11 protein-coding genes are annotated in these 8,279 nt (G+C 28.5%); all 11 read left to right on the top strand.

Annotated features, from left to right (window positions below):
- The first annotated feature begins 52 nt into the window (after positions 1 to 52).
- On the top strand, positions 53 to 805 hold the full coding sequence (locus A500_RS04260; RefSeq protein WP_016206358.1) for a head maturation protease, ClpP-related: 753 nt from the start codon (positions 53 to 55) through the stop codon (positions 803 to 805).
- 40 nt (positions 806 to 845) lie between these two features.
- Positions 846 to 1,916 carry a phage major capsid protein gene (locus A500_RS04255; RefSeq protein WP_016206357.1) on the top strand — a complete coding sequence of 357 codons (1,071 nt, stop codon included), beginning with the start codon at positions 846 to 848 and terminating at the stop codon, positions 1,914 to 1,916.
- Positions 1,917 to 1,977: 61 nt separating this feature from the next.
- Entirely contained in the window at positions 1,978 to 2,241 is a 264-nt protein-coding gene (locus A500_RS04250; RefSeq protein ID WP_016206356.1) for a head-tail connector protein, read from the top strand.
- Position 2,242: 1 nt separating this feature from the next.
- Positions 2,243 to 2,992 carry a phage head closure protein gene (locus A500_RS19365; RefSeq protein ID WP_016206355.1) on the top strand — a complete coding sequence of 250 codons (750 nt, stop codon included), beginning with the start codon at positions 2,243 to 2,245 and terminating at the stop codon, positions 2,990 to 2,992.
- 9 nt (positions 2,993 to 3,001) lie between these two features.
- Positions 3,002 to 3,313, top strand: coding sequence for a hypothetical protein (locus tag A500_RS04240; RefSeq protein WP_016206354.1), 312 nt, complete (start codon positions 3,002 to 3,004; stop codon positions 3,311 to 3,313).
- A gap of 21 nt (positions 3,314 to 3,334) precedes the next feature.
- Positions 3,335 to 3,910, top strand: coding sequence for a hypothetical protein (locus A500_RS04235; protein WP_016206353.1), 576 nt, complete (start codon positions 3,335 to 3,337; stop codon positions 3,908 to 3,910).
- A gap of 41 nt (positions 3,911 to 3,951) precedes the next feature.
- The gene (locus A500_RS04230) at positions 3,952 to 4,314 is read left to right on the top strand and encodes a hypothetical protein (RefSeq protein ID WP_157453606.1); all 363 of its coding nucleotides are present in this window, start codon (positions 3,952 to 3,954) and stop codon (positions 4,312 to 4,314) included.
- Positions 4,315 to 4,361: 47 nt separating this feature from the next.
- The gene (locus A500_RS20290; protein ID WP_157453605.1) at positions 4,362 to 4,544 is read left to right on the top strand and encodes a hypothetical protein; all 183 of its coding nucleotides are present in this window, start codon (positions 4,362 to 4,364) and stop codon (positions 4,542 to 4,544) included.
- A 141-nt stretch (positions 4,545 to 4,685) separates the two neighbouring features.
- Positions 4,686 to 7,457, top strand: a complete 2,772-nt coding sequence (locus tag A500_RS04225) for a phage tail tape measure protein (protein WP_016206351.1) — start codon at positions 4,686 to 4,688, stop codon at positions 7,455 to 7,457.
- Positions 7,458 to 7,465: 8 nt separating this feature from the next.
- Positions 7,466 to 7,894, top strand: a complete 429-nt coding sequence (locus A500_RS04220; protein ID WP_016206350.1) for a hypothetical protein — start codon at positions 7,466 to 7,468, stop codon at positions 7,892 to 7,894.
- A gap of 60 nt (positions 7,895 to 7,954) precedes the next feature.
- On the top strand, positions 7,955 to 8,279 hold a 325-nt coding region (locus A500_RS04215), incomplete at its 3' end, for a hypothetical protein (RefSeq protein WP_016206349.1).

The following is an 8,279-nucleotide window of genomic DNA, read 5'->3' as shown; positions in this document are numbered from 1 at the left end:
AAAGAGATATGGTGATAAATCTACAGAAGAGGCTGAGAAAGGTGGTGAATAAATGAACAAGTTTTATAATTTTATATCTAATAATAATAAGTCTGAATTATATTTATATGGTGCAATAGTATCAGAAAAGTGGAGTGAAGATGATGTTGATTTTAAAGACTTTAAAACTGCTATAGATAAAATTACTGATAATTCAACTTTAGAAGTATATGTTAATAGCCCAGGTGGAGAAGTTTTTGTAACTCAAAGTATTATTAGCTTACTAAAGAGAGCAAAAGCAACTAAGAATATAACTTTAAATTGTTATATAGATGGACTAGGTGCTTCTTGTGCTAGTTGGTTACCTATGTTAGCTGATAATTTATACATATATAATGGCAGTATCTTAATGTTGCACAAACCTTTATCTATGGTTTGGGGTAATGCAAATGAGATGAGAAAAGAAATTGAATTATTAGATAAAATAGAAAATAGTGAAATGATTCCTATGTATATGTCTAAGGCTAAAGAAACTTTAACAGAAGATATTTTAAAGGATATGTTATCTGAGGAAACTTGGCTAACATCTGATGAAATAGAGAATTACTTTAATGTTACAAGGCTAGAAGATGATAAAAAAATGGTTGCAAGTGTTGATAAAGAACTCTTTGACCAATATAAAAATGTACCAGAAAGTTTAAAGGATACTTTAAAAGATACTAAAGAGGAAGTTGATCAGAAAGCAATTGAAGTTGTAGAAGATTTAAAAGAAAAAGAATTAAATAATAAAAAGAAATTGCTAGAGCTAGAGTTAAATTTACTGTAGTTCTTTTTTATGCAATTAAATAAGAAAGGGTGAAATTTTAATGACAAAAATTGATGAATTAAATAGGGAAATAACTGAGTTGAAGGATAAGGCTAACTCTTTAAGGTTAGAAAATAAAATTGATGAGGCTTTAGAGGTAGTGAATGACATAAAAGCTAAGAAGTCTGAAATTGAAAAATTAGAAACATTAGAAAATGAATTAAAGGAAGGGGTTAAAGTTATGGAAAATAAAGTAGTAGATAACAAGGAAATATTAAATAAGGAAGAAAAGGTGTTTATTGATTTTATTAGAACGGGGGTTTCTAATGATATGACAGCTGGAAGTAATGGGGTACTAATACCAAATTCTATAGCTTCAAAGATAATAGCTAAAGTAGAAGAAATATCTCCAATTTATGCAAGAGCAACTAAATTTAATATTGGTGGAGATTTAACATTTGTAAAAGAGGATAGTATGCCTACTTGTGCTTACATGGAAGAATTAGAAGAAGGTTCTGCTACTGATGCAAAGTTTAAAACAGTTAAGTTAGGTGCATTTATAGCTAGAACATTATCTAAGATTTCTAGATCATTAATAAATAGAACAGATTTTGATTTATTAAAATATGTAGTAAATGCAGTAGCTAATTCTATAGCTAAGTTCTTAGAAAAAGAGTTAATAGTAGGAACAACTGGTAAGATAGAAGGTTTATCTAAGGTTGTACCAGCTACAGTAACTACTATAAATGCAGACACTTTTGTAGATATGCAAATGGCAGTACCTTCAGCATTACAAGGTGGCTGTGAATGGTTAATGAATCCAGCAGACTTAAAGGTAGCTAGAAAGTTTAAAACTACTGATGGACAATATTTACTAAATGCAGATGCTACTAAAGAATTTGGATGGGCTATATTAGGAAAGAACGTATTATTATCTGATCAAGTACCAGTAGAAACAATTTATTACGGAGATTTTTCTGGACTTTATGTTAAATTAGCTAACAATGTACAAGTTTCTATATTAAATGAAAAATATGCTGAAGAATATGCAATTGGAGTAGTTGGATTCGTAGAAGCTGATGCTAAAGTAGTCGAAAATCAAAAGATAGTAGCTATTAAGAAAACTGCTTAATTATAAGGGGTGTAGGGTATATAAATACCCTTGCCTTATTTTTTAAGATAGGAGGGATTAAATGTTAGATAAAATAAAAATAGCATTATCTATAGATACAGAAGATAATTATTTTGATGATTACTTAGAAACTTTAATATTAGCTTCAGAAACTTATATAAAGGAATTAATACCAGTAGAAATAACTGAAGAACTAAAACCTAGGTATAATATTACAATAATAGCTTTAGTTACATATATGTTTAATAATAGAGAAATGGAAGTTGATAGAAAGTCTACTAATAAAGTAGTTAAATCCCTTTTAAATTCTTTGAGGTATAGATAATATGGGTGATTTTAATATAAATTCTAGTGAGTTAAAACATGCAATAACTATAGAAAGACTTACTAAAGTTAAAGATGAAGATAACATTTTAAGAGATAAATGGACTACACTTTGCAATAGTAGAGCAAAGATTCTTTATACAAGAGGTAGTGAATATACTGAGAATTATGGAACTAATAGTAATGTAGGAGTTACTTTCTACATCAGACATAACCATAAAGACATAACACCTAAAAATAGAATAGTTTACAAAGGAAAAACCTACAACATTATCTATGTAAACAATGTACAAGAATCAAATAATTATTATGAAATTAAGGCTGATTGGTGCAATAATGGGATTAAGACTAGTGGATTTGATGATTTATTAAATGATTTAAATAACCTTGGAAATGTAGGTAATAAGATAGGCAAAAAAGCAGTAGAAGAAGGTACTAAGATAGTTTTAGAACAACAAAAGAAAGATGCCCCAAAGGATAAAGATAGTGATCATGGTGCTGATAAATTAAAGGTAACTAATATTAAGAAGTATAAAAGCACTATAGTTGGTAAAGTAGGAATTGACGAGAGTAACTGGGATGAAGTGGATCATCTATACTATCAGCACTATGGTTTTGAGTTATGGAAAAATGGTGAAAGAGTAGAGCCACATTTAGGTTGGATGGATGACAGCTTCAAGAAAGTTAAAGATAAATCATCTGAAACGATGATGAATATAGTAGGTCAAGAAATTGATAAAATCTTGAAATAGGTGATAAGCATGAATGAAACAATAAATAAATTACAACACGAGTTAGGCATTGAATTTTATTACATAAGTAGAGATGAAGGTGTTTGTCCTTGTGTAGTCTACAATTATAAAAAAGAATTATTGATAAGTGATATGAAAAAGGAGTCATCTAGCCATGATTTCTTTTTTATTTTAATTATTAATGAAAAAGTAAATAAAACAGTTGAGAAATTTGAAGAAATTTTATTAAATAACTTATTTAGAAATATAGCTGTAAATCAATCAGTAACTACTAAAGAAGGGTTTATTCAAGTGTCTATAACTGCAAGTAAAAATATATAAAAGAAAGGTGGAATTTATAATATGTCAAGAGAGTTAGGAGTAAGAAAACTTACAGCCTTTAAAAAGCAATCTGGAGGTACATATGGAACTGCTATTCCTTTGAAAAATTGTGTATCTTTAAATACAACAAACAACTATAAGGAGATAGAATACTATTCAGACTGCACTACTGAACATTCTTCAGCAAATTTACAAAATGTAGATGTAGAAATAGAAATGTCAAGTGCAATGGGACTAAAGTTATTAGCTGAATTAACAGGGCAAGAATATGCTAACGGTAAAATGGCTACTATTGTAGGTGGAACAGTACCTCAAATCGCATTAGCATATGAAATATTATTAGATGATAATACAACAAGAAGAAGAGTTTTATATTCTTTGAATCTTCGTAAAGAGGAGCAATCTAATGAAACAGAGAGTGAAGGAGAAGTATGGACATTTACAGGGAAGTCATTACCAGTTGAAATTAATGGTAAACAGTATGTAGATCTATGGATGAGTGAGTCTGAAATTGAAGCTATAGAAGATGAAGCTGAGAAATCATCTGCAAAGGCTGAATATGAAAGTTTCTTTGAAACGGTAGTTTTACCAATTTAAGTTTAATGAATGGAGTAGGTAGAAATATCTACTCTTAAATTTTGAAATTAGAAAGGATGATGAAAATGGAAATTATAAATTTAGCAAATAAAAAAGAAGTAGAAGTTAATATAAATGGAAAAGAGTGCATAGTATCTTTAACCTTAAAGAATATAACTCATTTTCAAGATACTAATAAAATAGGATTGCAAGAAGGCTTAGAGAAAATGCAAAAAGGTGACCTAGAAATGATACTAAAATTAATATATAGCATGGTTTCAGATAAGAATACTGGAAGAGTTTTAGGTGCTAAATTCTTTAAGGATTACGATGAAATGGGAATCATACAATCTTTAAGTCCTGTTATTACTGAGTTAATAAATAAAGAAATGCCTGAGGCTAAGAGTGAAACTGAAAAAAAGTAGCAAAAAGTAAAGATCGAGATTTTATAGATATTGATAATATTTTATATATGGGTAGATCTTTACTTAAAATGAGTAACGATGAAATATATGAATCTAGTTTAAGATTTATTTTTAAGCAGCTTGATTTATATGTAGAAAATAATAAGCAAGTTAATAATACAAATAATATCAACAATAAAGGCAGTAGAAATAATAAGTCAGAAGAAACTAGATTAAAAGTTTTAGATTAAAAGGTGGCACATGTCGATATGATAGCAATAAGTCCACTTTTTATTCATTTTAAAAGATAGTTTAAAAAAGAAGGATAGTGTAAATAAGTTTTCTATCTTTTTTCTTAAGCTATCTTTCTTTTTATGAAAGGAGGAATAAATATGGCAGATAAACAGCTTGTAATAGATTTAACTATAAAAACTGGAACGATGAAACAACAAATAAATTCTATTAATAAAGAAATTAAATATATGGAATCAGAATTTAAAAATGCTGGTGCTGGTGTAGAAAATTTTGAGAAAACATCAGAAGGATTAAGTGCTAAATTAAAATTACAACAATCTGTATTGGAAAAACTTAAAGATAAATTAAGTGTTTATAAGCAAGAGCAAGAAAAATGTACTCAGACTTTAGATAAGGCAGTTAGTGCTTATGAAAAGCAACAATCTAGAGTTAAAGAGTTGCAAAGTGCATTAGAAAAAGCTAAAGCTACTTATGGAGAAAGTTCAGATGAAGTAAAAGAATTAGAGCAATCTTTAATTAAAGCTAATAAAGCACTAGATACTAAGAAGAATAGTGTAATAAATGCGAATAACTCACTTAAAAATATGAATACTACAATTAATTCAACAGAAGCTGAAATAAAATCTATGGATTCTGAAATTCAAAAATTAAATAATGAATTAGATAATATAGATAATAATAACGTAGATGAACTAGGAAATAGCTTTGATAAGGCAGGTAAAGATGCAGTTGCCTTTGGTGCTCAAATGACTATAGTTGGTGAAGGTGTAAGAAGAGTCGGAGAATCTGTAAGTGAAGCTGGTAAAGAAATTGTAAGCACTATGGGCGAGTTAGTTAAAAGTGGCTCAGAGTATTCAGCAGAGATAGCTGGTACAGATTTCTTATTAAAGAATTTAGATTCAACTACTCAAGAATTAATAAATAATAGTAGTGAATTAGCTTCAAGTATAGGATTAACGAGTAAACAATATAGAGATAGTGCTACATCTATAGCTACATATTATAAGAATATGGGGTATACAACAGAAGAAACTAATAATTTGACTAGTGAAACAATGAATTTAGTATCAGATTTAGGTGCAATAACTGACATGCCATTTGATGATGCTCTATCTAGATTTAAATCAGGACTAATGGGTAACTATGAAGCACTTGATGCATTTGGAATAAATATTTCTGCTAACACATTACAGAATAGCGAATTTATAAAAAGTTTAGGTCAAAGTTGGAATAGTTTAGATGATAATACTAAAATGACAGCAGTATATAAAGAGATAGTTAGACAATCTGCTAGTGCAACTGGATTAGCAACTCAAGAAGCTGGTCAATTCGGAATGCAAAACAAATTATTAACTCAAAGGATAGACGAATTAAAAGGTTCAATTGGTGAAAAATTACTACCAACTTTGCAACCTTTTTTAGAAAAAGTAAATGAAGTTGTAGGAGCAGTATCCAATTGGGTAGAAAAGAATCCTGAATTAACAAGTGCAATTGTTTCAATAGTAACAGTAATTGGTGCTGTCTTATTAGTTTTAGGAACTTTAATAACTACTGTTGGAACTGCAATAATTATGTGGGGTGCTATATCTACTGCAATGGCAGGAGCGAGTATTCCTTTTCTAGCAATAGCAGGAGTTATAGCTGGTGTTGTAGGAGCAATAATATTATTAAGTGGTGCTATAGCAAGTAATTTTGAAGGAATTAAAAGTGCAATAGAGAATTTAAAAGCTAAGTTTAGCGAATCTTTTAATGGTATTAAAGATACTTTTCAGAATACGTGGACAATGATACAAGATGTTTATAATTCATTTATACAACCATTATTTCAGAATTTAGGAATTTTTATTGAAGCTATAATTAACTTTATAGCAGACTGTATGCCAGGAATAAGTACAGCTTTTCAAATTGCTTTTGAAATAATAAATGCAATATGGACGAGCGTTGGTAAGCCTTTAGCTGATTTTATAATTGAAGTATTTAGTGGAGTTGTGAATTGGTTTGTAGCTAATTTACCATTTCTAAGTCAAGTATTTAATCAGGTTATGAATATATTATCTATTGTTTGGAATAACGTTGGTAAACCATTATTTGATTTTATAAAAAATCATATTAATTATATAATAACATTTTTAAAACCAGTAATTTCAGCTTTAGGAACTGCATTTCAAGTAGCATTTAATGTAATAAAAATAGCTTGGAATATACTATACCCTATTTTTGATATTCTAGTTTCTATAGTTTCTAAAATAGCTAGTGTAGCGATAAATGCTATGAGTAAATTTCAAAACGCTATTACTTCGGCTATGAGTGCAGTTTTAACGCCTATACAATGGGTTATAGATAAAATATCAGATTTGTTTGGATGGCTAGGAAATGCAAGTAGCAAAATTGGTGGATTTATAGAAAAGATTAATCCATTTAAAAATATGTTTAGAACTTTTAGCATAACTCCTGTAATGGAAAGTATGGATACTTCAAATATAATAATGCCTAAGATGGCTATGGCTAGAACATTTGCGTTAGATAACGTAGCTTTGAGTGGTAGTTATTATAATACTAATACTATAGCAAGTGTAGGTGCTACGGACATGATAAGGCAAATTAATGGATTAGGTAGTGGAGTTGATTCAAATATACAAACATCAGCTTTAGAAAATATAACTAAACAATTTACACAAGAAATTAACAATTTAAAGGCTGAAAGAAGTAATGATATGAGTACTATTGCTAAAGCTTTAGAATCTATGTCAAGTGCTATAAAAGGATTAAGTGTAAATTTAAAGGAACAGATTGTAGTGGAGAATGAATTAAATGTAGTGGCTAGTTTTGATCCTAAAAAGTCTGCTAAAGAGTTAAGTCCATATATAGATAAAAGCACACATAAATATAACAAATTAGCTTTAGGGTAGGTGATAGAATGTTTGTAAATAAGGTTTTTAATAAAACTAGCAGGAATTTAAATGTAGTTAAAATAAATAATGTTGACTTAGAAAATTTGGGTCTATATTTAGAAAAGGATTATGAATTAACATATACTCAAAATGATGAAATTGAGCTTAAATATATCCCCGGAAGAGATATGCCTTATCATAAAATTATTAGAAAGCTACCTATAGAATTTGAGATTAAGTTCAATATAAAGGAGACAAATGATTTTTATAAGAGAATTGAGTATATAAAAAACTTTTTTAATAACTCTAAAGATAAACTTATTACATTTAATAATGAAGATAGGGGATTTAAGTTATATCACGTAACTACTAAAGAAATTAATAGAAAAATAGGTGGTTCAAATATTAAAGTTAATTTCATGTGCTATCCGGAAATATATTCTAATGAAAGATAGAATTTGGAAAAATGAATAAATTTGAAGATAGGTTGGAGAAATTCTCTAACCTATTTTTCTATGAGAAAGGATGTGATTATTATAGATAGAATTATTCTATTTAGAGAAGCTACAAGTAAAGTAGATTTAATAGGCAATAAGAATCCTATTGTTACATTAGATAACTATTCTTTAGAATGTAAGGCTAAATTTAATTTAGATAGTGGACATATGTTTTATATTACTTTAGATGTAGATTTATTAGGGAATTTAGTAAATGAGATTCCCAAGAATGGAGTTGTTAAAACATATGCACAAAATAAATATGATTATTGGATTATTGTTAATATAGATAAAGGTTTAGGTACTATGGAGCTAACTTGTAGGCATTGGGGAACTGAAACTT

The sequence above is a fragment of the Clostridium sartagoforme AAU1 genome, from assembly GCF_000401215.1.
Classification (GTDB): Bacteria; Bacillota; Clostridia; order Clostridiales; family Clostridiaceae; genus Clostridium; species Clostridium sartagoforme.
This window is presented reverse-complemented; position numbering and strand designations above follow the sequence as displayed.